Origin of the sequence: Aeromonas sp. S2(2024) (assembly GCF_041402505.1) — a bacterium.
GTDB classification, from domain to species: Bacteria; Pseudomonadota; Gammaproteobacteria; order Enterobacterales; family Aeromonadaceae; genus Aeromonas; species Aeromonas media.
The window spans coordinates 301,556-328,090 of the sequence record NZ_JBGLRL010000002.1 but is presented as its reverse complement, the minus strand read 5'-3'; the positions used below and the strand labels follow the sequence as shown (position 1 = coordinate 328,090).

Sequence of the window (26,535 nt, the reverse complement as noted above, 5' to 3'; positions counted from 1 at the left end):
CATGGTCAGTCCGCCCGTTGTCTGTCTTTGATCAGGATGAACAGCAGCAGCAGGCCGCCGAGAATGCGGGTCATGATGCCGGTGGCCACCTCGTGGGGGCTGGCCAGCACCCGCACCAGGGTGTCGCTGGCGAGCAGCAGCAGGGCGCCGCACAGGGCGGCAATCCAGAGCGGCACGATGCGATCCCGGCTGAGCCAGGAGGCGAGTATGGGGGCCGCCATGGCGATGAAGACCACAGGACCGCCGATGGCGGTGCCAAGGGCCGCAACTATGATGGCCTGGGCCAGCACCCCGAGCTGTACCCGGTTCACGTTCACTCCCAGGGTTCGGGCGGTGACGGGCCCGAGGCGCAGCACGCCGAGGGCGCGGGAGAGATAGACGACCCAGGGGCAGACCAGCAGGATCAGTATCCCCACCGGCAGCACTGTGCCGTAGCCCTGGCCGACGAAGTTGCCCATGTTCCAGAGATAAAGGCTGGTGAGGTGCACCAGGGACTGGGTGGACATGGCGAACTGGCCGATGGCGTTCATCAGCTCGGAGACGCCGATGCCGATCACCACGAACAGATAGCCTTGCTCCCCCGGCTTGTTGCACAGGGCATAGAGCACGGCGGCGGCAAACAGGGCGCCAAAGGGGGCGGCCCACCAGGGCCAGCTGCCGAGGGTCAGGTAGAGGGAGAAGATGATGATGGCCAAGGAGGCCCCCTCGTTGACCCCTATCATGTCCGGGGTGGCGAGGCGGTTGCGGACCAGGGTCTGCACCAGGCAGCCGGAGAGGCCCATGGCGGCCCCCGCCACCAGCACCGCCAGGATGCGCGGCAGCCTGATCTTGAACACCGTCACCTCGCTGAGCCGGCTCCCCTCCCCAAGCAGTGTCTGGATCACCCCCATCATGGTGAGCTTGCCGGAGCCCAGGGTCAGGGCCAGCAGGGAGAGCAGGATGAGGGCAAGCACCAGCGCCAGGGTGACGAGCCAGGCGCGGCGCTCCAGCAGCAGGGTGCGCTGACCGAGGCGCAGGCGCAGGGTGCCGGTGGGGAGTGGGAACTCGGGCCGGGTGTCGTGCATGGGGTTATTCATGGGAGGGCACCTTATTTGACGGCCAGCAGGGAGCGGAAGCCGCCGCTGCGCACCACCAGGACGAGCACGGGGGCGCCGATCAGCGCCAGAATGACGCCGTTCGGCAGCTCGAACGGCTGCAGCAGCCAGCGCGCCAGTATGTCGGCGCCGAGCAGGAACAGCACCCCGAACAGGGCGGAGAAGCGCACCTGGATGGCGAGGCGCACCGGCTCCACCAGGCGGGCGCAGTAAGCGGCCAGGAAGCCGACGAAGCCGATGGGGCCGGCGATGGCGATGGCGCAGGCGGTGAACAGGGTGGCGGCCAGGAGCACGCCGATGCGCACCCGGGTCGGCCGGATGCCGAGCGCCTGGGCCTGGTTGTCGCCCATCTGCATCAGGGTGAGCTGGCGGCAGAGCGCCAGGGTCATCAGCAATCCTGCCAAGGCAAACGGCATGACGGTGAGCACGGCATCGAGATCCGAGGCGGCGAGCGACCCCAGATTCCAGAAGCGGAACTGCTCCAGCACCACCCGGTTGGAGAGCAGCAGGAAGTTGGAGAGGCCGCCGAAGGTGGCGGAGAGGGCGACCCCCACCAGGATGAGCTTGAGGGGGTTGGAGCGCCCCACCATGAGGCCGAGGCCGAGCACGACGAGGTTGCCGAGCAGGGCCCCCATGCCGGACCAGAGCAGATAGCCGTAGGCGGACTCGACACCAAACCAGGTGAGGCCTATCACCAGGGCGAACACGGCGCCGGCGTTGACCCCGAGCAGGCCGGGTTCGGCCAGGGGGTTGCGGGTGGCGCTCTGCAGCATGGAGGCGGCGAGCGCGAGACAGACCCCCACCACCAGGGCCGCCAGGGTGCGCGGCAGGCGCAGGGTGTGGACTATCATGGCGAGTTTTTCATCGGCCACCAGGGCGGGATCGCCCAAGAGGAAACCGGCGACCTCGCGGCCACCATAGACACCGGCACCTGTGGCCAGTGACAGAGAAATCAGCAGGAAGAGGAGCAGCACGCTGAGCCAGAACAGCTGTGCTTGGTATCTGAGCACGCAAGAACTCCTTTGATACGGGGCGGTAGAAACGCAAAAAGGGAGCCCCGCATTCGGGGCTCCCACAGGGATTGCTTACAGCTTGTAATCGACACCGGCGTAGACGGTGCGCCCTTCCAGGATGAAGTCGGCGTCGGTGGCCACCTCGTCACGCTGGGTGTTGGTGAGGTTGGTGATGCCGAGCTTGAAGTCCAGGGCCGGGGTGACGGTCCAGTTGGTGTTCACGTCCAGGGTCTGGTAGTGCTTGGAGGTGAACGCCTGGGAGTTGCGGGTCGGCACCTTGATCACCTGGCTGCCGACATATTGCCAGGCCAGGTTGGCGCTGACGAGCTCGCTCGCCTGCCAGTCCAGGCCGAGGTTGCCGGTGTGATCCGGGGTCTTGGCCAGATCATCCCCCGTGCTCCTGTCCACTGAGTCCAGCAGGGTGAAGTTGCCGGTCAGCTTGACGTTGTCCAGCACGTCGACCCAGCCGGTCAGCTCCAGACCCTTGATGCGGGCCTCCTTGACGTTGAGGTAGGTCATCACGGTCGGACGGTAGCCCGGGCCCCACTGATCGCTCTGGATCAGATCCTCGATCTCGTTGTGGAAGCCGGTCACCCCGGCACCGAAGCGCGCGGCCTCGTAGGCGGTGCCGAGCTCATAGCTGACCGCGGTTTCCGGTTTCAGATCCGGGTTGCCGATCACCTGGCAGGCGCCGCGGCAGGCGGTGGTGGAGAAGCCTTCGCTGGACTGGGCCAGGGTCGGGGCCTTGAACGCCTTGCCGGCGCCACCCTTGATCACCCACTCGTCGGTCAGGGTGTAGAGGGCATAAGCACGGGGGCTGAACTCGGAGCCATAGGTCTCGTGGTGATCCAGACGACCGGAGAGGGTCAGGGCCAGATCGCCGAAGCCGAACTCGTCCTGCAGGTAGACGGCGCTCTGGGTCGCATCCACGCTGCCATTGGCGATGTTGCGGCTGTGCTCCAGCTCGGTCTTGCGCAGCTCGGCGCCCGAGGTGAGCAGGTGCTCCCCGAGGTAACCGCTGAGCTGACCGTCCACCGTGTTGTTGGTCTGGGTGATGTCGGCGGCGCCGCCATTGAGCTGGGAGTCATCCATCAGATCGGTCTGCTCGAAGTAGTAACGAGCGCGGCTGTCGAAGTGCTCCCAACGGCCGTTGTGGGTCAGCCCCAGGCTCAGGCGATCCAGGTTCTGCACGTTGTGGGGGGTGGCCGGTGCGGTCGGGGCGCGGGGCACGTTGTTGAAGTAGCTGTCCATGTCGTTCTGGTTGTAACCCAGATCGAAATCGATGTCCTGGTTATCCGCCACCAGCCACTTCAGGCTGGTCAGCACGTTGACCACTTCCCGTTTCTCCAGGGCATCGGCGTCCGGGTTGTTGGACTGATCGCTCTTCCAGTTGTCGCGCTGATAGCCTTCCACCACCACGCTGCCCAGCAGCTTGTTGTCGATGAGGGCGCCGGAAACGTAGGCGCTGGCCTGGTTGGCATCGCCACCATCACCCTTGGTGGGCATGCTGTGGGTGTAACCGACGGCGGCCTCGGTCTTCTCCTTGGCCTGGCGCAGGATCACGTTGACCACGCCCCCCAGGGCATCGGCCCCGTACAGGGAGGAGACGGGGCCGCGGATCACCTCGATGCGCTCGATGGCGGCCATGGGAATGGAGCTCAGGTCGAAGTCGTTGCCGTAGGCGCTGCCCAGGGTCTCGCGGGCGTTGACCCGTTTGCCGTTGATCAGCAGCAGGGTGTAGTCACCCCCCATGCCGCGGATCTTGATCTCGTTGCGGCCGGTAGGGTTGGTGGAGACGATGTTGACGCCCGGCACGTGCTTGAGGGCATCGCCGATGTTGTTGACGTTCATCTTGTCCAGATCGGCACGGGTCACCACCGAGACGCTGGCCGGGGCGGACAGCTCGGTGTGCTTGGTCTGGGTGGCGGTGACCACCATGGTCTCGTTGGCCTTGACCGACTCTGCCTGGGCCAGGCCCGGTATGGCCAGCAGGCCGAGGGAGAGCAAAATCGGGTTCAAACGAAATACGCCATGCTGCAACTGCATTGTCAAAACTCCATGAATAAACAGAGGTTATGGGGTAGGGCGCGGTGGGCCCAAATGCTCACTGACTTCCTTGTCTGGCAGTACCAGAGGCAGGATTATTGTTATCTCTTGTGCTCTTCAGTCCCCGGATGAGGAACCAGACGCCGGTGCAGGCCAGGAGGCCGCAGCCGATGTTGATCCAGGCCAGGGTGGAGAAACCGTGCAATGCGCCTCCCTCGTCGGAGACCAGGTATCTGGCGGAAAGCAAACTGCCGAGCCCGGCCGCCACATTGGTGACGGTGCCCTGGAAGGACATGAAGGCGGCGCGCTGATGGGGGGCCGGAATGGCCGCCGTGACCGCGAGGGTAGTGCTGGCGCGGGCCGAGCTCAGGGCCATGAAGAGGGTAAACAGCAGGTAGACGGGCAGGCCGACCGGCAGGGCGAAGCCGAGCAGGGTGACCAGGGCCAGCAACAGGCTGGTGAGCAAGATGGCGCCCTGGGCGCGGCCCTGGTCTATCCAGCCGCCGCACAGGCGCATGGTGGCCATGCTGGCGAGGCCGCCGCACAGATAGAGGGCGGCGATCTGCTGGCGCGGGAAACCGAGGTTGAACTGGAAGTAGTTGGCAAAGTGCGGGATCAGCAGGAAGTGGCCGAACATCTGCAGACAGAGGATGCACAGGGCCCTCTGACAGAGCGGCGATCCCAGCAACTGGCGCAGCCCCTGGCCCTGCGGGGCGCGGCTGACCGGCAACGAAGGCAGCAGGCGGGTGCAGATCAGGGCCAGCAGCAGGCCGCTGGCGCCAAACAGCAGGAAGGGGCTCTGCCAGCCGAGCCACTGGGCCAGCACCAGGGCGACGGGCACCACCAGGATGGCGGCAAGTGAAAACGCCATCCCCACGTAGGCGAGGCGGCGTCCGCGATCGCTTGGGGGCACCAGATCCAGCACGGCGGCCATCAGGATGGCGGCAAGGGGCCCTGCCACGCAGCCGGACAGAATGAAGAGCAGCAGCAGTTGCTGGCTGTCTTGCACCAGGGCGCAGGCCATCAGCAGCAGAAAACGCAAGGTGAGCAGCACCAGCAGGGCGGGTTTGCGATCGAAGCGGTCGAGCCAGGGAGCGGCGATAATACCCATGAGGGCGGCTCCCAGGGTGGCGCCGCCGCTGAAGTAACCGGTCTGCTCCGGGGCCATGCCGAGGCTGGTCACCAGATCGGGCCCGAGCGGCATCACCATCATCATGCTGCCCATGGAGAGCATGTTGATCAGCAGGGCCAGATGGATGGCAGCAGGGGAGGAGACGACAGGTTCTGGCTTCATCAGAGGCTGACTCGAAAAAATGAGTCCGAATTGTATCCGAGGGATATTGTCGTGACAACAAATGATAACCATTTTTATTTGTATTGAGTGGTCTCTCAATGAGTCTTTTATTTGGGCTCGAAAATGAGCCGGATGGGGGCCCCACGATCCTTTCCTGGGCCAGGCCGGTTGCCTCTTGCCATTGCAATCGGGGCGCCATGGCCCATGATGGCAAGGTGATGCAAGAGAGGCGGTGGGAAAGAAACTGATGTGGAGGCGACGATGAGAAGTTGGCGATGGTATTGGGTGCTCGGGTGCTGTGGACTCTGGGCCTTGCCCCTGCGGGCCGAGGTGAAAGTCATCCCGGTGTTTGAGGCAGAGGGGATGGTGCGAACCCTGAAGGAGATATACCCGGCGCTAGGGGTCAGTGCCATGGGTAACCAGCTGGTACTGAGCGGGACTCCTGCCCAGTTGCAGGAGGCTCAGGCCACCCTGGATCAGCTCAACCAGCCGCCCCAGAGCCTGCTCATCGAGTGGCGGGTAGCGGGGGCGTCCAGCAGCCGGCAGGCGGGAATCGGCATCGGCAATGACAACGCCAAACGGCGCTGGCTGGTGGAGGGGGGGGCCGAGGATTACCAGCGCACCCAGCAGGACAACTGGCAGGTGCGCGGCCTCTCGGGGCGGCCCGTGCTGCTGCAGATGGGCTCCTATCAGCCGGTCACCTTCTATCGCTGGCAGGGAGGCCGGGTGGTGGGCATGATGCCGCTGATGAACGGCCTCTACGCCACCGCCACCCTGATAGGGGACAGGGTGCAGATTGCGCTCAGCAGCGAGCAGGCCAGGCTGGAACGGGGCGACATCAAGACCGGGCAGAGCGCCACCGAGGTGAGCGGCCCCCCCGGGGAGTGGCTAACGGTGGGGGAGCTCTCCACCAGTCAGGAGGATCAGGGGGCCGCGCTATCCAATCCGTCACAGCTCGGGGTGGCGAGCGGCAGCGAGCGCCAGACCCTGCAGATCCGGGTCATGCGTCAATGAGGCGGCCGACGGTGGTCATTAATGGGGTTGATCCCGGGTGTAATCCCGCAACTGGCGGCTCTTGAGCAGATACCAGAGCGCCCAGAGGCTGGCGACCAGCACCAGGGCGGTGGGCCAGCTGAACGACCACGCCTGCAGACTGAGGCTGTGCAGCTGTATCACCAGACCGCTCGCGGTAGAGCAGAGCAACAGGCCCCGGCTGTGGCGCCTGAGTCTGGCGCGAATGCTTTGGGTCTGCTGATAGGTGCCGCCGCAGGCCAGCAGCGCCAGCATGGCGGGCACATCCGTCAGCAGGCCGAGATAGAGGCTCATCTTGTCCGGGTAGAAGAGGGTCAGGATGGCGCTGCCGCTCTCCCGAGTGACGCCGGCCATCAGAAACAGCCAGACCGAGCGGGTCAGCAAGAGGGCGATGGGCCAGAACCAGAGCGGCGGGCGCAGCTGGCCATGATCGTCATAGCGGTGTTCGGGGTAGAGGGTCATAAGGCCCGTTCCGGGGTTGAACTATTGATGCAGGGGATATGGGGCGGGGGGCGGCCCTTTGCAAGGCGGGGGAATTAATCGGGGGGCCATGCCCCCCAATCTCTGTGCAGCTTGTCTGACGCCAGAAGACGTTACAGCCAGCCCTTGCGCTTGAAGAAGAGGCCGGTGCCGAGCGACGACATTACCATCAGCACCAGCGACATCTGATAGCCGTACTCCCAGGCGAGCTCCGGCATGCGGCCGAAGTTCATGCCGTAGATGCTGGCGATAAGCGTCGGCGGCAGGAAGATCACCGCGGCCACCGAGAAGATCTTGATCACCTTGTTCTGCTCCAGATTGGTCACCCCCATGGAGGCCTCCAGCTGGAAGTTGATTTTGTCAAACAGGAACTGGGTGTGGGGCAAGAGGGACTCCACGTCGTGCAGCATCTCGTCGATCCACTTGTTCTGCTCCCCCGTCATGCGCTGGCGCAGGCTGCGTTTGAGGAAGCGCAGGGCACGGCGGGTATCGTGCAGGGAGAGACGGATCTGGCCGTTTGCCTCTTCCTGGGCCATCAGCTCCTTGAGCATGGAGTTGATCTGATCCGGCTCGAAGATCTGATCGGCGGTGTTCTCCAGGGTCTTGTAGCCGTCTTCGATAAGATCCGAGAGGTACTCCACCTTGAGGTTCTGCACCTCCAGCAGGATGTCGAGGGCATTCTCCACCTCCAGCCTGTCCTGGCGCATGTAGTGGCGCAGCAGGCGCACCAGGCCGATATCATCCTCGCGAATGCTGATCAGCAGGTTGTTGCGCAGGGTAAAGGAGACGTGGACACCCTTGGTGTCGCGGCCGATACGCTGGGGGAACAGGGAGTGGATGTGCAGGCCGTCGGTGTCCCAGTAGAAACGGGCGGACGCCTCGATGTCGTCCAGCTCTTCCTTGTCCGGCACTTCCTCCAGGAACAGGCCCGTCAACCATTCTCGCTCCGCCGTGTCCGGCTTGTAGGCATCCAGCCAGACGGTGTTGTCGGGGACGATGTCGTCCGGCCCGAGCGTGACTATGTCCAGCACCTTGTTGTTGAGAATGTAGGCGGTGATCATCTGTCCCCCCTTAAGAAGTCATGGGTAATCAGGGATGGTTGCACAGGTTCATGCGGCCTTAGATCGCACAGAAAGCGATTCCATGAAATAGCATAACGAGGCCGATGGACAACCTGAATGCGGCGAACTATACAGGGGCGGGCCGCGCTTGTCAGGGGCTATTCATCGGGGGTTCAGCCTGTTCGCTCAAAAAAACGGCGAGGTCGGAGCAGCTGTTCACATCCCCATGACCCGGGTGGGATAGCCAGGGCATGGGGGCTTGTTCGAGTGAACCTCTTGAGGTCAAGCCCCAGCCTGAATCGCAGCGGTCACATATTGGGATAGTTCGGCCCCGAGCCTCCTTGAGGCGGTGCCCAGGCGATGTTCTGGGGCTGCGCATCTTTGATGTCACCAGCCGGTTTGCCTATCTCACATATTTGGATAGTTCGGCCCCGAGCCTCCCTGAGGCGGGGTCCAGACGATGTTCTGGCTGGGATCCTTGATGTCACAGGTCTTGCAGTGAATGCAGTTCGCCGCGTTGATCTGCAAGCGAGGCTGACTCTCCGCCTCCGGGGTCTCGGCCTCTATTATCTCAAAGACGCCGGCCGGACAGTAGCGCTGGGCGGGCTCCGCCCAGGTGGGCAGGTTGACCGTCACCGGGATGCGCTCGTCCTGCAACTTGAGGTGGCAGGGCTGATCCTCGTCGTGGCTGGTGTTGGCCAGGTACACCGAAGAGAGCTTGTCAAAGCTGAGCCGCCCGTCCGGCTTGGGGTAGTCGATGGGCTGGCAGCGGCTGGCCCGGCGCAGTTGGCGATAGTCCGGCTCCTTGTCCAGCAGGGTAAAAGGAGAGGCGCGGGGGAACAGCCGTTGCTCCAGCCAGTTGAAGGCGCCGCCAAGCCAGGGACCGAAGCGGTGCAACGCAGCGCCGAAGTTGCGGGCGGTTTGCAGCTCCTGCGCCAGCCAGCTCTGTTGCAGCGCGTCCTGATACTCGGCCAGATCCCGGCCCCCCTCATCGCCGCCGCGCAGGCTCATGGCGACCGTGCCGGCCGCCAGCATGCCGGACTTCATGGCGGTGTGAATGCCCTTGATGCGTGAGAAATCCAGGGTGCCCGCATCGCAGCCGATGAGCAGGCCGCCGGGGAAATGCATGCGGGGCAGGGAGTGCCAGCCCCCCTTGGTGATGGCCCTGGCGCCGTAACTGATGCGCTCGCCCCCCTGCAGGGTCTGGGCGATGAGCGGATGGTGCTTGAGGCGCTGGAACTCGTCGAACGGACTGAGCCAGGGATTCTGGTAGTTGAGATCGACGATGAGGCCGACCGCCACCTGATCCTCTGCCAGATGATAGAGATAAAACCCCCCCTGACTCTTGCTGCCCCGCTGCTCACCGAGCGGCCAGCCGCTGCCGTGCAGCACCCGGCCGGGATGAGACTGGCCAGCCGGCACCTGCCACAGCTCCTTGAAGCCGATGGCATAGTGCTGAGGTTGGTGTTGCGGTTGGGCGGCGTTTTCCAGCGTGAACAGGGCGATCAACTGTTTGCCGAGGTGGCCGCGGGCCCCCTCGGCAAACAGGGTGTAGCGGCCATACAGTGCCATACCGGGCACGTGATCCGCCTTGGGATTGCCCGCTTTGTCGAGACCCAGATCGCCGGTCACCACCCCTCTTATCCTGTTCGCTTCCACGATGAGTTCGCTCGCCGCGAAGCCGGGGTAGATCTCGACCCCGAGCGCCTCGGCCTCCCGGGCGAGCCAGCGGCAGAGGTTGCCGAGGCTGATGATGTGGCAGCCGTCGTTGTGCATGCGCGGTGGCACCGCCCAGTTGGGCAGTTGCAGGGCGCGGTTGTCGCTTTGCAGCAGATGGACCTGATCATCCGTGACCGGGACGCCGAGCGGCGCCTCTTGCCAGCGATCCGGCAACAGCTCCTTGAGGGCGACGGGATCGAGCAGGGCGCCGGAGAGCAGATGGGCGCCCACTTCCGCCCCCTTTTCCAGCAGGCAGACCGAGAGATCCGGGGCCTGCTGCTTCAATGCGATGGCGGCACTGAGGCCAGCCGGGCCGCCACCGACGATGACGACATCAAATTCCATTGCTTCGCGTTCCATCTTGCCTCTGCGCTCGACTTGGCCTAGGGTAGTGCTGGTAGTTTACGTAAACGTAAACCATTTTGTCAGCATAAAAGTGTGAGAGTGCAAAATGGATTCACTCAACCGATACGAGGGATGACCGCCATGAAGCTGCTGGTCGCAGTCAAACGGGTCGTTGATTACAACGTCAGGATCCGGGTCAAGAGCGATGGCTCCGATGTGGAGCTCGCCAATGTGAAGATGGGCATGAACCCGTTTTGTGAAATCGCGGTGGAGGAGGGGGTCAGGCTGCGCGAAGCCGGGGTGGCGAGCGAGCTGGTGGTGGTGACCTTTGGCCCGGAGGCCGCGGCCGAACAGCTGCGTCACGCCCTGGCGCTGGGGGCGGATCGGGCGCTGCACTATGTTACCGATGAGACTTTGACCCCACTCACCGTGGCCCGCGCCCTGCAACAGGTGTGCGAGCAGGAGCAGCCCAGCCTGGTGCTGCTCGGCAAGCAGTCCATCGACTCTGACAACAACCAGGTGGGTCAGATGCTCTCGGCCCTGTGCGACTGGCCGCTCGCCACCTTCGCCTCCGCCGTCAGGCTGGTGGAGGGAGAGTTGCAGGTGACCCGCGAGATTGACGGCGGCCTCGAGACCCTTGGCATGCCGCTGCCGGCGGTGGTGACCGTGGATCTGCGCCTCAACGAACCGCGTTTTGCCTCGCTGCCCAACATCATGAAGGCCAAGCGCAAGCCGCTCGAGAGCGCGTCCTTTGCCGACCTCGGCGTCGAGCCGGCCGGTCAGACTCGGTTGCTCGGGGTGATGGCACCTGCCCCCCGGCGCGCCGGCGTCAGGGTGGGCTCGGTGGACGAGCTGCTGGACAGGCTCAAGCACGAAGCCAAGGTGATCCCATGAGCGTATTGAGGGGCACGGCCTATCCCGCGGGCCAACTGGTTGCCGCCAGCGAGCGCGTTGGCGAACGGACAGGAACATCAACGGACGACATCAAGGTGCTGCCATGAGCGTACTCATCATTGCCGAACATCATCAGGGCCAGCTGGCGGACAGCGCCGCCCGTCTGGTCACGGCGGCGACTCAGCTGGGCGCCGAGGTTCACCTGCTGCTGCTGGGTCAGGGTCTGGCGGAGGCGTGCGAGCAGGCGGCCTCCTTGCAGGGGGTCAACCGGGTGCTGCTGGCCGAGCACCCCATGTTGGCGGAAGGGCTCAATGACGGGCTCGATCGACTGCTGGCCCCCGTGGTGCGGGACTATCAGCACTGCCTGATGGCGGCGAGCAGTCACGGCAAGGATCTGCTGCCGCGGGTGGCGGCCAGGCTGGGGGTGGAGATGATCTCCGAGGTGACGGGCATAGAGGGGCCCGATACCTTCCTGCGCCCCCTCTATGCGGGCAACGCCATTGCCAGGGTGGCGAGCACGGCGCCCGTCAAGGTGCTCAGCATACGGGCATCGGCCTTCCCAGGCGCCGAGAGCGGGGGGGCTGAGGCCAGGGTAGAGCACCTTCCCGTCCCCGAGCTGGCGTGCCGGACCCGGCTCATCGAGCGGCGCGCGGTGCGATCCGCACGGCCCGAGCTTGGCGCGGCGCGGGTGGTGGTCTCGGGCGGGCGGGCGCTCGGCTCCAAGGCGCAGTTTGCCCTCATCGAGGCGCTGGCCGACAAGCTCGGCGGGGCTGTGGGTGCCTCGCGGGCCGCGGTGGACGCAGGCTTTGTGGCCAACGATCTGCAGGTGGGCCAGACCGGCAAGATAGTGGCCCCGGAGCTCTACATCGCCATCGGCATCTCGGGGGCCATTCAACACCTGGCGGGGATGAAGGAGTCCAAGGTGATCGTCGCCATCAACAAGGACTCGGAAGCCCCCATCTTCCAGGTGGCGGATTACGGCCTGGTGGGGGATCTCTTCACCCTGCTGCCGGAGCTCACCGCCAAGCTGTAAATGTGCCAAAAAGGGGCGCAGAAAGCCGTCTGTGCTGTCTCGCCCCTGTTTCCATGCATGTTCGCTGCAAGCCCTGGCCCGTTCAGGGCTTTTTCCATGGCGGGGGCGTCGGCCATGGGGCAAAAGGTTGCGCTGGATCCCAAAAAGCCTTTGCCCCCACGGGGGCCTGTCGTGTAAAAACGTTCGAGTCATCGATTACTCTCATCCACTCACGGAAAGCGTCATGAGCAAACAGATTTACAACTTCTGCGCCGGCCCCGCCATGTTGCCGGTTGAAGTCATGGAGCGCGCCCAGCGCGAATTTTGTAATTTCCAGGGGCTGGGAGCCTCGGTCATGGAGCTGTCCCATCGCGGCAAGCCCTATATGGCGGTCGCCGAGAAGGCCGAAGCGGATCTGCGCGAGCTGCTGGCGGTACCGGACAACTACAAGGTGTTGTTCATGCACGGCGGCGGTCGCGGCCAGTTCTCTGCCGTGCCCATGAACCTGCTGGGTGGCGCCAACAAGAAGGCGGATTACCTGGTGACCGGCGTCTGGGCCCAGAGCGCCGTGGATGAGGCCCAGAAATACGGGGACATCCAGACCTTCCAGGGGGTCGCCAAGAACGAACAGGGAATAAGCCACCTGTTGCCGACCCCGGCGTTTCGTGCCGACGCGGCCTATGTCCACTACTGCCCGAACGAAACCATAGATGGTATCGAGATGTTCGACATCCCGGCCACCGGCGATGTCCCTCTGGTGGCGGATCTTTCCTCCACCATCCTCTCCCGTCCCATCGACGTGAGCCGCTTCGGCATCCTTTACGCCGGTGCCCAGAAGAACATAGGCCCATCGGGCCTGGCCATCGCCATCGTGCGGGACGACCTGCTGAACCAGGCGAGAGCCGACGTGCCCTCGATCTTCGACTACCAGCTCACCGCCAAGAACGACTCCATGTTCAACACCCCGCCCACCTACGCCTGGTATCTGGCTGGCCTGGTGTTCGAGTGGCTCAAAGAGCAGGGTGGGCTCGAGGCGATGGAGGCGCGCAACAAGGCGAAGGCCGATTTCCTCTACGGCTACCTCGACGACTCCAGCTTCTACGGCAACAAGGTGGACGCGGCCTGCCGCTCCCGCATGAACGTGCCGTTCCAGCTGAAAGACGAGGCCCTGGACAAGCAGTTCCTGGCCGAGTCGGAAGCCGCCGGTCTGCTGGCGCTCAAGGGGCACCGCATCGTCGGCGGCATGCGCGCCAGCCTCTACAACGCCATGCCGCTGGAAGGGGTCAAGGCGCTGGTCAGCTTCATGGATGGCTTTGCCAAGCGTCACGGCTGAGGCGTGTTCCCCCAATAGTAATGACGCCGGGGAGCCCCCGGCGTCTGTTTTTCCAGAAGATCCTGACCGCCAGCCTCGTTGCCCCGGTTTTGTGCCATAGACGATCTTGCCGCGCGGGGCGCGGGCTGTTAACGTCCGGTCAGGTGATTTACTTGAGATCGTACGGGAAGTCTATGAATTCGTTGCGTTTGGAACCCATTTCTAGCGTGGCCGGGGTGGTCAATCTGCCTGGCTCCAAAAGTGTCTCTAACCGTGCCCTGCTGCTGGCAGCCCTGGCACGGGGCACCACCCGGCTCACCAACCTGCTCGACAGCGATGACATCCGCCACATGCTGGCGGCGCTGACCCAGCTCGGGGTCAAGTACAAGCTCTCCGCCGACAAGACGGAGTGCACCGTGCATGGCCTGGGTCGCAGTTTTGCGGTATCGGCGCCGGTCAACCTCTTCCTCGGCAATGCCGGCACCGCCATGCGCCCGCTCTGTGCGGCGCTCTGTCTGGGCTCCGGTGAATACATGCTGGGGGGCGAGCCGCGCATGGAAGAGCGCCCCATCGGTCATCTGGTGGATGCCCTGCGTGAAGCGGGTGCCCATGTCCAGTACCTGAAAAAAGATGGCTATCCGCCCCTGGTGGTGGATGCCAAGGGTCTGTGGGGCGGCGACGTGCACGTCGACGGCTCCGTCTCCAGCCAGTTCCTGACGGCGTTTTTGATGGCGGCGCCGATGGCGGCCGGCGACACCCGCATCCACATCAAGGGGGAGCTGGTCTCCAAGCCCTACATCGACATCACCCTGCACATCATGAAGCAGTTCGGGGTGGTCATCGAGCACGACGACTACAAGGTGTTCTACATCAAGGGCAACCAGACCTATGTCAGCCCCGGTGACTTCCTGGTGGAAGGGGATGCCTCCAGCGCCTCCTACTTCCTCGCGGCGGGCGCCATCAAGGGCAAGGTGCGGGTCACCGGTATCGGCAAGCACAGCATCCAGGGGGATATCCACTTCGCCGACGTGCTGGAGAAGATGGGCGCCCGCATCACCTGGGGTGACGACTTCATTGAGGCCGAGCAGGCTCCCCTGCACGGCGTCGACATGGACATGAACCACATCCCGGATGCGGCCATGACCATCGCCGTCGCGGCGCTGTTTGCTAAGGGACCGACCGCCATTCGCAACATCTACAACTGGCGCGTGAAGGAGACCGACCGTCTGCATGCCATGGCGACCGAGCTGCGCAAGCTGGGCGTGGAGGTGGAGGAGGGGCACGACTTCATCGCCGTCACCCCGCCGGAGCAGCTCAAGCACGCCGAGATCGATACCTACAACGATCACCGCATCGCCATGTGCTTCTCCCTGGTGGCGCTGTCCGATACCGCGGTCACCATCAATGATCCGGGTTGTACCTCCAAGACCTTCCCGGACTACTTCGCCAAGCTGGCCAGCATCAGCCATGACTGAGTCCGTCGGGCCCGCCTTGTGCGGGCCCGTTCGTTTCTGCCTCCCGTCTTCTTCCCGGTTTGCCAACGCCCTTTAGCAGCATTATCCAAACTTGCAAGGTTCGCAGATAAAATTCCTTTCCAAAGAATGTAATTTTCTATTTACACCGTCCCGGTCGCGGGCTAGATTGAAGTTTCTTCATCGCAGTCATTTAGCAGGAAACTTGGTCATGCAGCATCAAACCGACGACGTTCGTATCAGTGAAATCAAAGAGTTATTGCCCCCGGTTGCGGTGCTTGAGAAGTTTCCGGCGACCGAGACCGCATCAAATACCGTCTTTGAATCCCGTCAGGCCATCCACAACATCCTGGCCGGTGACGATCAGCGCCTGCTGGTGGTGATCGGTCCCTGCTCCATCCACGATCCTGTCGCTGCCCTGGAATACGGCAAGCGCCTCAAGACTTTGCGCGACGAGCTCAAGGGTCAGCTGGAGATCGTGATGCGGGTCTACTTCGAAAAGCCGCGCACCACGGTCGGCTGGAAGGGGCTGATCAACGATCCCTACCTCGACAACAGCTGCCAGATCAACGACGGCCTGCGCCTGGGTCGCAAGCTGCTGCTGGATCTCAACGACATGGGGCTGCCGACTGCTTCCGAGTTCCTCGACATGATCACCCCGCAATACGTGGCGGATCTGATGAGCTGGGGCGCCATCGGTGCCCGTACCACCGAATCCCAGGTGCACCGCGAGCTGGCCTCCGGTCTCTCCTGCCCGGTGGGCTTCAAGAACGGTACCGACGGCACCATCAAGGTGGCCATCGATGCCATCGGCGCCGCCAGCGCCCCGCACCACTTCCTGTCGGTGACCAAGTACGGTCACTCCGCCATCGTCTCGACCGCCGGCAACCCGGATTGCCACATCATCTTGCGCGGCGGCCGCGAGCCGAACTACAGCGCCGCCCACGTGGATGAGGTGGTGAAGGGACTGGACAAGGCCGGTCTGCCCCAGAAGGTGATGATCGACTTCAGCCACGCCAACAGCAGCAAGCAGTTCAAGAACCAGATGCTGGTGGCCGAGGACGTGGCCGGTCAGCTGCGCGCCGGCAGTAAGGCAGTGTTCGGTGTCATGGTGGAGAGCCATCTGGTGGAAGGTCGTCAGGATCTGGTGGAAGGGTGTGAGCTCACCTTCGGCCAGAGCATCACGGATGCCTGCATCGGCTGGGCCGACACCGAGGTGCTGCTGCGCAATCTGGCGGACGCCGTGGCCACCCGCAACGCCCTCTGAGGCAAGGGCGGGGATGCCCGCTCACGGCAATAAAAAAGCGCGACCCCAGGGTCGCGCTTTTTGTTGGCTCAGAAAGAGAGGGCCTACTTGGCCCGCTCCTGATGACCGCGCAGGCGGATGTTGATCATCTCCACCACCAGCGAGAAGGCCATGGCGAAGTAGATGTAACCCTTCGGAATGTGCAAGTCCAACCCCTCGGCCATCAGGGCGACCCCGACCAGGATCAGGAAGGAGAGGGCCAGCATCTTGATGGTGGGGTGGGTGTCGACGAAGTCACCGATGGCCTTGGCGGCAAACATCATGACGCCGACGGCGATGACGATGGCCAGTACCATGACGGGCACGTGATCCGCCATGCCGACCGCTGTGATGACGGAGTCCAGGCTGAAGATGATGTCGAGGATGGCGATCTGCACCAGTGTCGACATGAAGCCGACGGTCTTGCTCACTGTCCCTGGCTCTTCGGCGGCGCCCTCCAGGCTCTGGTGGATCTCGTGGGTGCTCTTGGCGATGAGGAACAGGCCCCCCACCAGCAGGATCAGATCCCGGCCGGAGATGGCTTCATTCAGCACGCTGAACAGCGGTTCGGTGAGACGCATCACCCAGGCCAAGGAGAGCAGCAGCAGGATGCGGGTGCCCATGGCAAGCCCCAGCCCCAGGATCCGCGCCTTCTGGCGCTGAGCCTCCGGCAGACGCCCCACCAGGATGGAGATAAAGATGATGTTGTCGATGCCCAGCACGATCTCGAGCAGGGTCAGGGTGGCGAGCGCGACCCAGGCTGAGGGGTCAGCAATCCATTCCAGCATGATTGAACCTTGGTTGAAAAATTTGAAGCAGCGCATTCTAGCAGGGGGTTATGGCTTGTCCCAGTGGCGGGAAAAGATAAAAATGGCAGCCATCCAACGGGAGGAAAACATGTTTCGATTAGGGCTCATCATCAACCCCATCGCCGGCATCGGCGGTGCCGTCGGTCTCAAGGGCAGCGACGGCATGGTGGCCGAGGCGCTGGCACGCGGTGCCACCCCCAAGGCCCGGGAGCGGGGCCGCCAGGCCCTCTTGCCCCTGTGCGAGCTGTCCACGCCGTTCGAGCTGCTGACGGTGGCCGGGGAGATGGGGGAGCGGCTTGCCGCCGAGCTGGGGCTGCCTCATAGCATCGTCTACCAGCCAGCCGGGGCCCAGACGTGCGCCGAGGACACCCGGGCAGCCGCCTTGGCTCTGCGGGAAGCGGGGGTGGATCTGCTGCTGTTCGCCGGTGGCGACGGCACCGCCCGTGACATCTGCGCGGCGGTGGGGGAGTCCTGCCATGTGCTCGGCATCCCGGCGGGGTGCAAGATCCACTCCGGGGTCTACGGCGTGACCCCGGCGGCGAGCGGCCGGGTGGCGGCGCGGATGATAGCGGGCGAGCTCCTGAGTCTGGTGGATGCGGAGGTGATGGACATTGATGAGGAGGCGTTTCGGGCGGGCAAGGTGCGCGCCCGCCACTACGGCCAGCTGCTGGTGCCCGGGGATCTGCGCTACGTCCAGGCGGTCAAGCAGGGCGGCAAGGAGTCCGAGGAGCTGGTGCTCGCCGATCTCGCCGCCGGTGTGGTGGAGCAGATGGAGCCCGATACTCTCTATCTGATGGGGTCGGGGAGCACGGTGGCCGCCTGCATGGCCGAGCTGGGTCTCGAAAATACCTTGCTCGGTGTGGATCTGGTGGAAAATGGCCAACTTATCGGGCAGGATCTCTCCGCCGCCGAGATCCTGACCCGGATCCGCGGCCGTCGCTGCCGCCTGATCATCACCCTGATCGGTGGCCAGGGACATCTGTTCGGGCGCGGAAATCAGCAATTGAGTCCAGAGGTGATCCGGGCCGTCGGGCGAGACCATATCCAGGTGCTCGCCACCAAGTCCAAGCTGGCGGCGCTCGAGGGCCGTCCGCTGCTGGTGGATACCGACGATCCGGCACTGAACCGGTCGTTGAGTGGTTATCTGCGTATAACCACCGGATACAAGGATCAGGTCATCTACCCGGTGGCCAACCCGGAATAGGACATCAAGGATGCGGCTGGCCTGGCGCCAGAGAGCCGCGATCAACCGGATCGCGGTTCCACTCCCCCGAATTTTTTGCCGGCAATCCCGGAAATGAGGCTGCGTTAAATGACGATTCACGATTTTGAACACAAGTTGTTGGGACTGATCGACGCCATGGTCGCCACGGCCAGCGAGGACGAGCTGTTTGCGGGCGGCTACCTGCGGGGTCATATCTCGCTGGCGGTGGCGCGCGCCGAGCTGGAGGGCAAGACGCTAGTGCGGGACGTAAAGAGCTATGTGCTACGCAGCCTGAACGAGGCCATCTTGCAGGGGGAGCTCTCCGAGCAGGACGAGGTGCTGGTGCAGGAGATGTGGAAGCGTCTGCAGCAGCAGGCGGAAGCTTGATCCCTTTCGCAATTCAAACAGAAGTTTAAGTAATCTGCTTCCCTGAGTGTTATCAAAAGGTTAATAATGAGGCTCGCCTTTTGTTTCAGGGATTAAACTATGGCCTCCTCCTCACGCATTGCCACCAAACTGCCGCTCGAGATGCTCTATCACTGGGAGCGGCAGTGTCCCGACCGGATCTATCTTCGCCAGACCATCCACCGCGAATACGTCGACTTCACCTGGGGTGAGGTCGCCGACGAGGCGCGGCGCATGGTGACGGCACTGCGTGCCTTGGGACTGGTTGCCGGTGACAAGGTGGCGCTGCTTTCCAAGAACTGCGCAGAGTGGTTCATCGCCGATCTGGCCATGCAGATGGGGCAGTACGTGAGCGTGCCCATCTACCCGACCGCCAACGTCGATACCATCGAATACGTGCTGCGCCACAGCGAGGCCAAGGCGATCTTCGTTGGCAAGCTGGACGACTGGAAGAGCCAGGAGGCGGGGGTGCCCGCCGATCTGTTGCGCATCGCCCTGCCGTACGACACCATGCCGGCTGCCCACCAGTGGGATGCGCTGCTCGATGCCCATGACCCCATCCCGGACAGCCCGGTGCAGGCGCCGGACGCCCTGCTGAGTCTGGTCTACACCTCAGGCAGTACCGGCAAGCCCAAGGGCGCCATGCTGAGCGTGGAGCGCTACGCCTGGTCCTGCGAGAAGCTGGTGGAGGCGGTCTCCCTGACGGCGGCAGATCGCGGCTTCTCCTACCTGCCGCTCGCCCACATCACGGAGCGAGTCTACATCTACGGCGGCAGCCTGTTCAGCGGCGCCACCATCGCCTTCCCCGAGTCCCTCGATACCTTCATCGAGGACGTCAAGCGCTGCCGGCCTACCGTTTTCATCTCGGTGCCGCGCCTGTGGGCCATGTTCCGTATCAAGATCCACGAGAAGCTGCCCCAGAAAAAGCTGGCGCTGCTGCTCAAGATCCCGCTCATCTCCGGTCTGGTTAAAAGCAAGTTGCAGAAGGGGTTGGGGCTGGATCAGGCGCGGGTACTGGGCTGTGGCTCGGCCCCGGTGGCCCCGGCACTGCTCGAGTGGTATCACAGCATCGGCATCGAGATCACCGAGGCTTGGGGCATGACCGAGAACCACGCCTACTCCACCCTCAACTACCCCTTCCGGGCGGACAAGATCGGGACCGTCGGCAAGGCCGGGCCCGGGGTGACCATCAAGATCTCCGAGGAGGGAGAGATCCTCTGCCGCTGTGACGGCATGATGCTGGGCTACTACAAGGATCCCGAGCACAGCGCGGAGGCCATCGACGCCGACGGCTGGCTGCACACCGGCGACATGGGCAAGCTGGATCGGGAGGGTTACCTCACCATCACGGGGCGCATGAAGGATGTGTTCAAGACCGCCAAGGGCAAGTACGTGGCGCCGGTACCCATCGAGGGGCTCTTGGGGCAGGAACCCATCATAGAGCAGTTGTGCGTCATCGGTTATGGCATGCCGCAGCCGGTTGCCCTGGTGCAATTGGCCGAGAGTGCCATGAAGGGGGACAAGGCCGGGGTCGACGCCCAGCTGGAGGCTGCCCTGACCCGGGTCAACGGCCAACTCGAGTCCCATGCCCGCCTGCGTGGCATCCTGGTGGTCAAGAGCCCCTGGAACATAGAGAACGGGGTGCTGACCCCCACCATGAAGATCCGCCGCCATCTGCTGGAGCAGAAATACGCAGACATCGGGGAGCGCTGGTCCGGTGTCCAGCGTATCATCTGGGAGTCCTGACAAGGGCGAGCCGTGTCTTGAACACAAATGCAAAGAGGGGAGCCAGTGGCTCCCCTTCGTCATTGCAGGCAACTGTGGTTCAGACCGCCTGGTACTCCAGCTCCACCTGCCCCAGCGCCTTGAGGGTCGACTGGGCGGAATCCCGCTGGCTGATCTGGCCGGACTTGCTCTCCAGCAGCACGGCGCGGCGCACTGTGGTGAGCTCCTCGCCATTCAGCACAGCATGGGCGCAAGCCATCTGCATGGGGGGGAGGCTTGGGTTGAAGGCGGCGTTCTCGGCGTAGCGGCCGCAGAAGATGCGGCCATCGGCAAATTGCAGTGCCACAGCGGCATAGCCCTGGCTGTAGGGGGCATAGCTCTGGCGGGCGGCTGCCAGCGCAGCCTGCCACAGGGGGTCGTCGCTCTCAAGCTTGAGCTCGTCGTGGGCCTGGGGGCTCATCAGGGCATCGGTGATGTCGAGATCGGCGGGACCGAAGGAGTGAGGCAGGAAGGACTGCAGCTCGCTCAAGTCGTCCGGCAGGGAGACCTTCAGGGTCTTGGCGGTGCTCAGCTCGTTCATGAACTGGCGGCAGTGACCGCAGGGGGTGTAGTTGACGGTGATTTCACTGATCCCGGTCTCGCCGCCGAGCCAGGCGTTGGAGATGGCGGACTGCTCGGCGTGGACCGAGTGGAACAGCCCCTGGCCCGCAAACTCCATGTTGGCGCCAAAATACCAGCTGCCGCTCAGGCCGCAGGCGATGGCGCCGACGAAGAACCTGGAGATGGGGGCGACCGAGCAGGCGGCCGCCAGCGGCAGCAGGGCCAGGCGCAGGGCCCGATCGTCGAGCCCGGTGGCGGCTTTCAGGGTCGCCACTTGCTCAGGGGTAAAACGGGCCTGGAAATCGTCCCCCAGCATGGGCAGCAGGGCAGCCTGGAGCGGGGCGGAAAGGGTCTCGAATGGCTTGGCAAAGCGGGGATGCATACTGTGTCCTCAAAGGCCAATTGGGGGGCCATTGTAGGGAGCAAGCGCGGCGAAATGTGTGAGCGCGCTCACGCCTTGATGGGCAAAGGGGCAGGGATGGTAAAGGAAACGTTTGTCTTTCGCAATCTGTGCGCTTGCTCGCAGCACGGGGGGCGCAGAAGTGCCGTCTGAATAGGGTTGGGTACCAGGAGAGAGTGCGAGCCATAACCGTCAGGGGCGGCTATGGCTGGGCGCTGTGGGGATCAGGTCAGCCAGTGATAGAGGGCAAACAGCAGGGGGGCGGCGGCGGCGGTCAGCACGCCGCATACCACCATGGCCAGCGACGAGAAGGCCCCCTGGGTGACTCCCTGCTCGGCGGAGGCGGCGGTGCCAATGGCGTGGGCACAAGCCCCCATGGCGAGCCCCTGGGCCTCGGGGTCGGTCACTCGCATCAGCCTGAGCAGGGGATAGCCCACCAGGGCCCCCAGTATCCCCACCACCACCACCACGGCTGCGGCGATGGCGGGAATGCCGCCGAGGGACTGGCTGACGCTCATGGCGAGCGGGGTGGTGATGGACTTGGTGGCGATGGAGGCCAGCAGCGCCGGATCCGCCCCCATCAGGTGGCCCACCACCAAGGTGGTACAGACCGAGATGAGCACCGAGGTGAGGGTGCAGATGACGATGGGCTTGAGCTTGTCCCGGATCTGGCGGGCCTGCTGGTAGAGGGGCAGCGCCAGCGCCACCACGGCGGGCTCCAGCAGGGCGGTGATGGGGACGGTGCCGCGCTGGTACTGATCCAGCGGCAGATCCAGCCAGAGCAGCAGACCTATGATGACGGCGGTGGGGATCAGCACCGGGTTGATGACGGGCCAGGGCAGGCGGCGGTAGAGGGCCCGGGTCATGAAATAGAGCGCCAGGGTCAGGGGCAGGGCAAACCAGAACATCATTGTCTGTTCATCCTCTGATAGAGATGGCCGACGGCGCCCAGGATCAGCACTATGCCGAGCACGACGCAGAGCATGATGAGGCCAAACGACTGGCGCAGGGGCTCGAGCCAGGCCACGAGGCCGACGGCGACCGGCACGAACAGCACCCCCATATGGCGTAGCAGCAGGCCGCCCCCCTGCTCGACCCAGGAGAAGCGGATGAGCTGCAGGGAGAGCAGCACGAACAGCAGCAGCATGCCGAGGATGCTGCCGGGGAAGGTGAAGGGCAGCAGGGCCGCCAGGGCCTTGCCTGCCAGCAGGCAGGCGATGATGACCAGAAAATCACGAAGGTAGCGCAAGGCGCGTTGCAACAACACGGGGGCCTCATCTTGGCAACTGTGAGCGAGGTCGCAGTTTAACAGGCACGGGGGGGATGGAACAGGGTCAACTGACCCGCAGGGGATACAATGGCCCCTCGCGTTTTTCCCATCACACGCAGGAGATCCCATGTCTTCCCCCTCTTTTCTGACCAGGTTGCGCCAGCTGCCCGCCGATCCCGCCCTGCCTCCCCACCTGCTGCAAACCCGCCAGTGGGACGGCCCCCTGTGCCGGGTGAGGCTGGACAACACTGGGTCCAGCCCCGAGGCCGTTCGCCACTGGCGGCTGTTTGAGGGGGATCTCGGTCTTGCTCCCGACGCGGCCATCTACGGAGAGGGGTTCCAGATGCTGGCCCAGACCATGGGCAGCTGGCAGGCCCCCGAGCCGGTGGGCCGCTGCCCCGACGCCAGCGTCTATCGCATCACGGACGACGACGGCTATCACACCGTGCACAACCTGCTGCTGGTGGCCTGCGAGGGGGGCTGGCTGTTGCTGGCGTTCGCGAGCTGTCAGCGCTTTGGCGGGGAGTTTCGCCTCTACCCGGACAGGCGCCTCGAGATAGTGATGAACGCCGAAGGGCGCACCCTGGCCCCCGGCCAGCACTGGCAGAGCGAGGCGCTGATCTGCCTGGAGGGGCCGGACAGGGAGGCCCTGCTGGGGTCGCTGGCGGACTATATCGAGGCCGAACACCCGTCGCTGGTGAACGAGGTGCCCGCACGCCCGAGTGGCTGGTGCTCCTGGTATCACTACTATGCGGACGTGAGCGCCGCCGACATTCGCGAGAACCTGGCGGTGCGGGCGATGCGCTTCCCGGCCCTGCGCTACGTGCAGATAGACGACGGCTATCAGGCGAAGATGGGGGACTGGCTCACCCCTTCCCCCAAGTTCGAGCAGGGGGTGGCAACCCTGGCCGGGGAGATCCGCGCCGCCGGCTGCGAACCCGCACTCTGGGTCGCCCCCTTTATCGCCGAGCCCGGCTCGCAAGTGTTCCAGCAGCACCCGGAGTGGTTCGTGAAGGGGGAAGATGGCCTGCCGCTGCCCTCGGAGCGGGTCACCTACGGCGGCTGGCGCTGCACCCCCTGGTATGTGCTGGACGGCACCCATCCCGAGGTGCAGGCCCACCTCGAGCAGGTGTTTCGCACCCTGCGCGAGCAGTGGGGCATTCACTACTTCAAGCTCGATGCGAACTTCTGGGGCGCCATCCACGGCGGCCGCTTCCACGACCCGGCCGCCACCCGGGTGGAGGCCTATAGACGCGGCATGGCCGCCATCCTGCGCGGTGCCGGGGAGGGGGCCTTCCTGCTCGGCTACAACGCCCCTATCTGGCCGAGCCTCGGCCTGGTGCACGGCATGCGGGTGAGCGATGACGTGGAGCGCCAGGGCCGGCGTTTTCGCCAGATAGCGCGGGAAGCCTTCTGCCGCGCCTGGCAAAACGACCGGCTCTGGGCGCTGGATCCCGACTGCGTCTGCCTGCGGGATATCCCGGGCCAGCACGCCAGCCGCGCCGAGTACGACTTCCACCTGGCCGCCCTGGTGGCGAGCGGTGGCATGGTGCTGGCGGGGGACAGGCTGCAGGATCTGGATGAGGTGCAGGGGGCGCACCTTGGCAAGCTGCTGGCCCTGTGCGCGGCGCGCACCCCAGCAGCCCGTTTCGATGACATGGGGTTCAGCCGTGGTCGGGTGGCGCTGCCCGGGGGCGGCGAGCTGCTCTGCCTGTTCAACTGGGACGAGCAAGCCACAGAGATGGCGCTGCCGGCGGGGGGGACGGATTTCTGGAGTGAGGCCCCCCTGGGAGAGACGCTGGTGCTAGAGGGGGGCCAGGGGGCGGTGATCCGCTACTACTGAATGTTGCACTCAGCAAAAAGGCTCCCTCGGGAGCCTTTCTATCGGGTGGGGTTGACCCCTAGAAGTGCCACTCCATCCCGATGGCGTAGTTGGCGGAGCCATAACCCGGGATCTCGTTGCTGGAGGCGAGCGCCTTTAGGGTCAGGCGGGCGCTGAGGGGAATGCCGAGCCCCATGCCGATGGCGACCTCGTCGCTCTGATCACCCATCATGTCGACCCGCAGGGTGCGATAGAGGGAGAGATCCTGGCTCATCTGGGCATAGATCTGGGACGATTTGTTGTAGAGCTGGCCGAAGATCTCCATCTGGAAGCCGTTCTGCGGCGTGATGGCCAAGGGAATACCGGCGAAGCGATAGAGGTCCGAGTGGTTGAAATAGCTGTTGGTGATCTGGGGGGTGAAGTCGGTCTGCTGATAGAGGGTGCTGAAGTTGCGCTCGATGAGCTGATAGGTCTGCTCCGGCAGACGCAGCAGATAGTCCGGCACTTCAAAACGCACCCCGGCCAGGGTGGTCTGGGGCAGCAAGGCACAGGCGACAAGGGTGAGAGCAGACAGTGCTGAACGCATAAAACGAGAGATCCCCAACAGTCGAGGCGCGGCATCCATGCCGGCAGCGCATGTAATTATCAAACTATCAGGAGCTTGGCTCCCCTGCTCATTATGTCGCGGACGCGGGGAGCTTACCGGGTTTTAAGTGTGAAACGCCTCACATCTCATAGATCTTCCAGGTAGCGATAGAGACTCTTCAGGATCGCAAAGTTCCGTTCGTTACTCTGATTCTGCTCCGCCAGCGCCTCGAGACGGGGCACATAGTCCGGCAGACGGCGGCTGAAGTAGTCGCTGCAGTGCAGGCGCCAGCGCTTCTGCTCCGCTTCGCTCAAGGTGTGGGGCCAGTTGCGGGCGCGGTAGCGGAACAGCATTTCCGGCAGGCGCGGATCACTGAAGGCAAACTCCCGCTCCCCCAGCAGATCCGCCGGGGTGGCGCGCACCAGATCCATGGTGGACTTGTCGCCGTGACCGAAGAAACCGGCGTAGAGCTGGGTATCGGGATCGCTGTCATTGCTGCCGGCAAACTCCTGATTGAACACCTCCACCAGTTTCTCCCGCACCTCGGGATGGGCTCGCAGCAGATCCAGGCTCTTGCGACACTGCTCCCGGTCTATGCCAAGCTGGTCGGCCCGCTCCGGGGTCAGGGTGGCGGCCGGCGCCAGCACCGGGCACTTGTTGATGTGCACCAGTTTCACCGGAATGGCCGCGAGATCTCCCAGATCCTCTTTTTTGGTATAGAGGCGCTCGCGGATCTCCTCGCTCGTGAGCTCGATGAGCGGGGTGGGGTCGCGGGTCAAGTCCACCATGATCACCGCATTCTGGTTGCTGGGGTGCCAGGCGAGTGGCGAGACCCAGCTTGCGCACCCCTGCCAGGGGGAGAACATGCCGGAGACGTGCACCAGGGGCTTCATGCTCACCACGTCGATCAGCGCCTTCACCTTGTTCTTGTTGCGCAGGGCAAACAGGTAGTCAAACAGCTTGGGCTGGGCTTTTTTCACCAGTTTGGCCATCTCTATGGTGGCCAAGACGTCCGAGAGCGCATCGTGGGCGTTGGCGTGGGCCACGCCGTTGGCCACCGTCAGCTTCTCAAGCCGAAAGCTCGGCTTGCCCTCGTCGTCCTGGGCCCACTCTATCCCCTCCGGACGCAGGGCATAGCAGGCCCGCAGCATGTCGAGGATGTCCCAGCGGGAGTTGCCGTTTTGCCAGCTGTAGGCATAGGGGTCGTAGAAGTTGCGATAGAGGGTGTAGCGGGTCACCTCGTCATCGAAGCGGATGCTGTTGTAGCCCAGCACGCAGGTGTTCGGGGTGGCGAACTGCTCGTGGATCTGGCGAATGAAGTCCGCCTCGCAGAGCCCGTCCTTCATCGCCTTTTGTGGCGTGATGCCGGTAATCAGGCACGCCTCCGGCTCCGGCAGGTAATCCGCGGGCGGCTTGCAATAGACAACTAATGGCTCGCCGATGATGTTGAAGTCGGTGTCGGTGCGAATGCCCGCAAACTGCGACGGCCTGTCCCTGGCGGGGCTGATGCCGAAGGTCTCGTAATCGTGGAAGTAGAAGGTGGGCTCGCTGCCGGGCTGTGCTGTTTTGCTCATGTTGCTCGAGGTGAGGTGTCCGATGGCGGCGCCATGGCGCCTGGGTGGGCGGTGCCATGCACCGCAGTTGCCAGCATGGTA

Annotated in this window: 23 protein-coding genes; 10 read left to right on the top strand and 13 right to left on the bottom strand. The window is 64.1% G+C overall.

What is annotated here, in order from left to right; all coding sequences use genetic code 11:
* Positions 1-5: 5 nt before the first annotated feature.
* The 4 genes from ACB039_RS03915 to ACB039_RS03900 all read right to left on the bottom strand — a co-directional run bounded on the left by ACB039_RS03915 (position 6) and on the right by ACB039_RS03900 (position 5,447).
* A complete protein-coding gene (locus tag ACB039_RS03915) occupies positions 6-1,076 on the bottom strand; it encodes an amonabactin ABC transporter permease subunit 1 (protein WP_371165177.1) in 1,071 nt (356 codons plus the stop codon).
* Positions 1,077-1,087: 11 nt separating this feature from the next.
* Positions 1,088-2,104, bottom strand: coding sequence for an amonabactin ABC transporter permease subunit 2 (locus ACB039_RS03910; protein ID WP_371165176.1), 1,017 nt, complete (start codon positions 2,102-2,104; stop codon positions 1,088-1,090).
* A 75-nt stretch (positions 2,105-2,179) separates the two neighbouring features.
* Positions 2,180-4,153 (bottom strand): siderophore amonabactin TonB-dependent receptor, encoded by a 1,974-nt coding sequence (locus ACB039_RS03905; protein WP_371165175.1) that lies wholly within the window; start codon positions 4,151-4,153, stop codon positions 2,180-2,182.
* A 58-nt stretch (positions 4,154-4,211) separates the two neighbouring features.
* Positions 4,212-5,447, bottom strand: a complete 1,236-nt coding sequence (locus ACB039_RS03900; RefSeq protein WP_005332985.1) for an MFS transporter — start codon at positions 5,445-5,447, stop codon at positions 4,212-4,214.
* Between the two features lie 261 nt (positions 5,448-5,708).
* Here ACB039_RS03900 and ACB039_RS03895 point away from each other — a divergent pair, with 261 nt between their 5' ends.
* Complete coding sequence (locus tag ACB039_RS03895; protein ID WP_041205527.1) at positions 5,709-6,461, top strand: hypothetical protein; 753 nt, start codon at positions 5,709-5,711, stop codon at positions 6,459-6,461.
* Positions 6,462-6,479: 18 nt separating this feature from the next.
* Here the strand turns inward: ACB039_RS03895 and ACB039_RS03890 are convergent, their stop codons facing one another.
* From ACB039_RS03890 to ACB039_RS03880, 3 genes are all read right to left on the bottom strand, one after another.
* Positions 6,480-6,941, bottom strand: a complete 462-nt coding sequence (locus ACB039_RS03890) for a DUF2919 domain-containing protein (RefSeq protein WP_005332982.1) — start codon at positions 6,939-6,941, stop codon at positions 6,480-6,482.
* Between the two features lie 131 nt (positions 6,942-7,072).
* Positions 7,073-8,020 carry a magnesium/cobalt transporter CorA gene (gene corA / locus ACB039_RS03885; RefSeq protein ID WP_005332981.1) on the bottom strand — a complete coding sequence of 316 codons (948 nt, stop codon included), beginning with the start codon at positions 8,018-8,020 and terminating at the stop codon, positions 7,073-7,075.
* Positions 8,021-8,428: 408 nt separating this feature from the next.
* Positions 8,429-10,099, bottom strand: coding sequence for an electron transfer flavoprotein-ubiquinone oxidoreductase (locus ACB039_RS03880; RefSeq protein WP_264160708.1), 1,671 nt, complete (start codon positions 10,097-10,099; stop codon positions 8,429-8,431).
* Positions 10,100-10,225: 126 nt separating this feature from the next.
* Between ACB039_RS03880 and ACB039_RS03875 the strand changes: the two genes are divergently transcribed.
* The 5 genes from ACB039_RS03875 to aroG all read left to right on the top strand — a co-directional run bounded on the left by ACB039_RS03875 (position 10,226) and on the right by aroG (position 16,041).
* A complete protein-coding gene (locus tag ACB039_RS03875; RefSeq protein WP_226169450.1) occupies positions 10,226-10,978 on the top strand; it encodes an electron transfer flavoprotein subunit beta/FixA family protein in 753 nt (250 codons plus the stop codon).
* A 103-nt stretch (positions 10,979-11,081) separates the two neighbouring features.
* A complete protein-coding gene (locus ACB039_RS03870; protein ID WP_371165174.1) occupies positions 11,082-12,011 on the top strand; it encodes an electron transfer flavoprotein subunit alpha/FixB family protein in 930 nt (309 codons plus the stop codon).
* Between the two features lie 223 nt (positions 12,012-12,234).
* Positions 12,235-13,323, top strand: a complete 1,089-nt coding sequence (serC, locus tag ACB039_RS03865; protein WP_161507294.1) for a 3-phosphoserine/phosphohydroxythreonine transaminase — start codon at positions 12,235-12,237, stop codon at positions 13,321-13,323.
* 173 nt (positions 13,324-13,496) lie between these two features.
* On the top strand, positions 13,497-14,777 hold the full coding sequence (gene aroA, locus ACB039_RS03860; protein WP_182785642.1) for a 3-phosphoshikimate 1-carboxyvinyltransferase: 1,281 nt from the start codon (positions 13,497-13,499) through the stop codon (positions 14,775-14,777).
* Positions 14,778-14,985: 208 nt separating this feature from the next.
* Entirely contained in the window at positions 14,986-16,041 is a 1,056-nt protein-coding gene (aroG, locus tag ACB039_RS03855; protein WP_041205532.1) for a 3-deoxy-7-phosphoheptulonate synthase AroG, read from the top strand.
* Between the two features lie 83 nt (positions 16,042-16,124).
* Here the strand turns inward: aroG and ACB039_RS03850 are convergent, their stop codons facing one another.
* Positions 16,125-16,883 carry a TerC family protein gene (locus ACB039_RS03850; RefSeq protein WP_005332960.1) on the bottom strand — a complete coding sequence of 253 codons (759 nt, stop codon included), beginning with the start codon at positions 16,881-16,883 and terminating at the stop codon, positions 16,125-16,127.
* A 73-nt stretch (positions 16,884-16,956) separates the two neighbouring features.
* Here ACB039_RS03850 and ACB039_RS03845 point away from each other — a divergent pair, with 73 nt between their 5' ends.
* The 3 genes from ACB039_RS03845 (at position 16,957) to ACB039_RS03835 (ending at position 20,223) form a co-directional block, all read left to right on the top strand.
* The gene (locus ACB039_RS03845; RefSeq protein WP_042648669.1) at positions 16,957-18,072 is read left to right on the top strand and encodes an ATP-NAD kinase family protein; all 1,116 of its coding nucleotides are present in this window, start codon (positions 16,957-16,959) and stop codon (positions 18,070-18,072) included.
* 108 nt (positions 18,073-18,180) lie between these two features.
* The gene (locus ACB039_RS03840; protein ID WP_005332956.1) at positions 18,181-18,459 is read left to right on the top strand and encodes a YfcL family protein; all 279 of its coding nucleotides are present in this window, start codon (positions 18,181-18,183) and stop codon (positions 18,457-18,459) included.
* Between the two features lie 99 nt (positions 18,460-18,558).
* The gene (locus tag ACB039_RS03835; protein WP_042648653.1) at positions 18,559-20,223 is read left to right on the top strand and encodes an AMP-binding protein; all 1,665 of its coding nucleotides are present in this window, start codon (positions 18,559-18,561) and stop codon (positions 20,221-20,223) included.
* A 79-nt stretch (positions 20,224-20,302) separates the two neighbouring features.
* Here ACB039_RS03835 and cdd read toward each other — a convergent pair whose 3' ends face one another.
* From cdd to ACB039_RS03820, 3 genes are all read right to left on the bottom strand, one after another.
* Positions 20,303-21,184: a cytidine deaminase gene (gene cdd / locus ACB039_RS03830; RefSeq protein WP_317840992.1), complete on the bottom strand. Its 882-nt coding sequence runs from the start codon at positions 21,182-21,184 to the stop codon at positions 20,303-20,305.
* Positions 21,185-21,426: 242 nt separating this feature from the next.
* Positions 21,427-22,113 carry an LrgB family protein gene (locus ACB039_RS03825; RefSeq protein ID WP_317840991.1) on the bottom strand — a complete coding sequence of 229 codons (687 nt, stop codon included), beginning with the start codon at positions 22,111-22,113 and terminating at the stop codon, positions 21,427-21,429.
* Positions 22,110-22,469 (bottom strand): CidA/LrgA family protein, encoded by a 360-nt coding sequence (locus ACB039_RS03820; protein ID WP_005332952.1) that lies wholly within the window; start codon positions 22,467-22,469, stop codon positions 22,110-22,112. Before ACB039_RS03820 ends, ACB039_RS03825 begins: the two co-directional genes overlap by 4 nt.
* Before the next feature lie 130 nt (positions 22,470-22,599).
* Between ACB039_RS03820 and ACB039_RS03815 the strand changes: the two genes are divergently transcribed.
* Positions 22,600-24,315, top strand: a complete 1,716-nt coding sequence (locus ACB039_RS03815; RefSeq protein WP_371165173.1) for a glycoside hydrolase family 36 protein — start codon at positions 22,600-22,602, stop codon at positions 24,313-24,315.
* 58 nt (positions 24,316-24,373) lie between these two features.
* Here ACB039_RS03815 and ACB039_RS03810 read toward each other — a convergent pair whose 3' ends face one another.
* A complete protein-coding gene (locus tag ACB039_RS03810; RefSeq protein ID WP_041205536.1) occupies positions 24,374-24,880 on the bottom strand; it encodes a hypothetical protein in 507 nt (168 codons plus the stop codon).
* 146 nt (positions 24,881-25,026) lie between these two features.
* The gene (gene sbcB, locus ACB039_RS03805; protein ID WP_182785639.1) at positions 25,027-26,454 is read right to left on the bottom strand and encodes an exodeoxyribonuclease I; all 1,428 of its coding nucleotides are present in this window, start codon (positions 26,452-26,454) and stop codon (positions 25,027-25,029) included.
* Positions 26,455-26,535 lie beyond the last annotated feature (81 nt).

What these genes read in the sequence shown, in the direction of transcription:
- ACB039_RS03915 (WP_371165177.1), bottom strand. Translation starts at nt 1,076, where the DNA reads ATGAATAACCCCATGCACGACACCCGGCCCGAGTTCCCACTCCCCACC.
- ACB039_RS03905 (WP_371165175.1), bottom strand. Translation starts at nt 4,153, where the DNA reads ATGCAGTTGCAGCATGGCGTATTTCGTTTGAACCCGATTTTGCTCTCC.
- ACB039_RS03900 (WP_005332985.1), bottom strand. Translation starts at nt 5,447, where the DNA reads ATGAAGCCAGAACCTGTCGTCTCCTCCCCTGCTGCCATCCATCTGGCC.
- ACB039_RS03895 (WP_041205527.1), top strand. Translation starts at nt 5,709, where the DNA reads ATGAGAAGTTGGCGATGGTATTGGGTGCTCGGGTGCTGTGGACTCTGG.
- ACB039_RS03890 (WP_005332982.1), bottom strand. Translation starts at nt 6,941, where the DNA reads ATGACCCTCTACCCCGAACACCGCTATGACGATCATGGCCAGCTGCGC.
- corA (WP_005332981.1), bottom strand. Translation starts at nt 8,020, where the DNA reads ATGATCACCGCCTACATTCTCAACAACAAGGTGCTGGACATAGTCACG.
- ACB039_RS03880 (WP_264160708.1), bottom strand. Translation starts at nt 10,099, where the DNA reads ATGGAACGCGAAGCAATGGAATTTGATGTCGTCATCGTCGGTGGCGGC.
- ACB039_RS03875 (WP_226169450.1), top strand. Translation starts at nt 10,226, where the DNA reads ATGAAGCTGCTGGTCGCAGTCAAACGGGTCGTTGATTACAACGTCAGG.
- ACB039_RS03870 (WP_371165174.1), top strand. Translation starts at nt 11,082, where the DNA reads ATGAGCGTACTCATCATTGCCGAACATCATCAGGGCCAGCTGGCGGAC.
- serC (WP_161507294.1), top strand. Translation starts at nt 12,235, where the DNA reads ATGAGCAAACAGATTTACAACTTCTGCGCCGGCCCCGCCATGTTGCCG.
- aroA (WP_182785642.1), top strand. Translation starts at nt 13,497, where the DNA reads ATGAATTCGTTGCGTTTGGAACCCATTTCTAGCGTGGCCGGGGTGGTC.
- aroG (WP_041205532.1), top strand. Translation starts at nt 14,986, where the DNA reads ATGCAGCATCAAACCGACGACGTTCGTATCAGTGAAATCAAAGAGTTA.
- ACB039_RS03850 (WP_005332960.1), bottom strand. Translation starts at nt 16,883, where the DNA reads ATGCGCTGCTTCAAATTTTTCAACCAAGGTTCAATCATGCTGGAATGG.
- ACB039_RS03845 (WP_042648669.1), top strand. Translation starts at nt 16,957, where the DNA reads ATGTTTCGATTAGGGCTCATCATCAACCCCATCGCCGGCATCGGCGGT.
- ACB039_RS03840 (WP_005332956.1), top strand. Translation starts at nt 18,181, where the DNA reads ATGACGATTCACGATTTTGAACACAAGTTGTTGGGACTGATCGACGCC.
- ACB039_RS03835 (WP_042648653.1), top strand. Translation starts at nt 18,559, where the DNA reads ATGGCCTCCTCCTCACGCATTGCCACCAAACTGCCGCTCGAGATGCTC.
- cdd (WP_317840992.1), bottom strand. Translation starts at nt 21,184, where the DNA reads ATGCATCCCCGCTTTGCCAAGCCATTCGAGACCCTTTCCGCCCCGCTC.
- ACB039_RS03825 (WP_317840991.1), bottom strand. Translation starts at nt 22,113, where the DNA reads ATGATGTTCTGGTTTGCCCTGCCCCTGACCCTGGCGCTCTATTTCATG.
- ACB039_RS03815 (WP_371165173.1), top strand. Translation starts at nt 22,600, where the DNA reads ATGTCTTCCCCCTCTTTTCTGACCAGGTTGCGCCAGCTGCCCGCCGAT.
- ACB039_RS03810 (WP_041205536.1), bottom strand. Translation starts at nt 24,880, where the DNA reads ATGCGTTCAGCACTGTCTGCTCTCACCCTTGTCGCCTGTGCCTTGCTG.
- sbcB (WP_182785639.1), bottom strand. Translation starts at nt 26,454, where the DNA reads ATGAGCAAAACAGCACAGCCCGGCAGCGAGCCCACCTTCTACTTCCAC.